This is a genomic window from Ruegeria sp. CDSC051, from assembly GCF_059610665.1.
Genome location: NZ_JBXWOC010000021.1, coordinates 1 through 1226, shown reverse-complemented (window position 1 = coordinate 1226; position 1226 = coordinate 1). Strand labels below are relative to the sequence as shown.

The 1226-nt window shown below is 59.2% G+C and carries 1 protein-coding gene; it reads right to left on the bottom strand.

Going from position 1 to position 1226, the window contains the following annotated elements; genetic code table 11:
* Window positions 1-50 precede the first annotated feature (50 nt).
* The coding region (gene tuf, locus AC2FH0_RS20755) for an elongation factor Tu (RefSeq protein WP_142640426.1) at window positions 51-1226 on the bottom strand (1176 nt) is incomplete at its 5' end.

The window sequence follows — 1226 nt, the reverse complement described above, 5'->3', positions numbered from 1 at the left end:
AAAGGGCGCCGGATGGGCGCCCTTTCCATTTGATCATTCGCTTGCGCGAATTACTCGACGATTTTCGACACAACGCCGGCGCCGACGGTGCGGCCGCCTTCGCGGATGGCGAAACGCAGGCCGTTTTCCATCGCGATCGGTGCGATCAGCTCAACCTCGAACGACACGTTGTCGCCGGGCATAACCATCTCGGTGCCAGCTGCCAGGGTCACGGTGCCGGTCACGTCAGTTGTACGGAAGTAGAACTGCGGACGGTAGTTCGCGAAGAACGGCGTGTGACGGCCACCCTCTTCCTTGGTCAGGATATAGGCTTCGGCTTCGAACTTGGTGTGCGGTGTAACCGAACCCGGCTTACACAGAACCTGGCCACGCTCAACGCCTTCACGGTCGATACCACGCAGCAGCGCGCCGATGTTGTCGCCCGCTTCTCCACGATCCAGCAGCTTGCGGAACATTTCAACACCGGTACAGGTGGTTTTCTTGGTGTCGCGGATGCCGACGATTTCGATCTCGTCGCCAACATTGATCACGCCACGCTCAACACGACCGGTCACAACTGTACCACGGCCCGAGATCGAGAACACGTCTTCGACCGGCATCAGGAACGGCTGGTCAACAGCACGCTCAGGCGTCGGGATGTACTCGTCCACGGCAGCCATCAGCTTGCGGATCGATTCTTCGCCGATTTCCGGGTTGTTGCCTTCCATCGCGGCCAGTGCCGAACCGGCAATGATCGGAATGTCGTCGCCAGGGTAATCATACGAGCTCAGCAGCTCGCGGATTTCCATTTCAACCAGCTCCAGCAGCTCTTCGTCGTCAACCTGGTCAACTTTGTTCATGAACACGACCATGGTCGGGATGCCAACCTGGCGGCCCAGCAGAATGTGCTCGCGGGTCTGAGGCATCGGGCCGTCAGCCGCGTTCACAACCAGGATCGCGCCGTCCATTTGCGCCGCACCAGTGATCATGTTCTTGACGTAGTCGGCGTGGCCGGGGCAGTCAACGTGGGCGTAGTGACGCGCATCGGTCTCGTATTCCACGTGGGCCGTCGAGATGGTGATGCCGCGGGCCTTCTCTTCCGGCGCGCCGTCAATCTGGTCATACGCTTTGAAGTCACCAAAATACTTGGTGATCGCTGCGGTCAGCGTCGTCTTGCCGTGGTCAACGTGCCCAATCGTGCCAATGTTGACGTGCGGCTTATTACGCTCAAACTTTTCCTTTGCCAT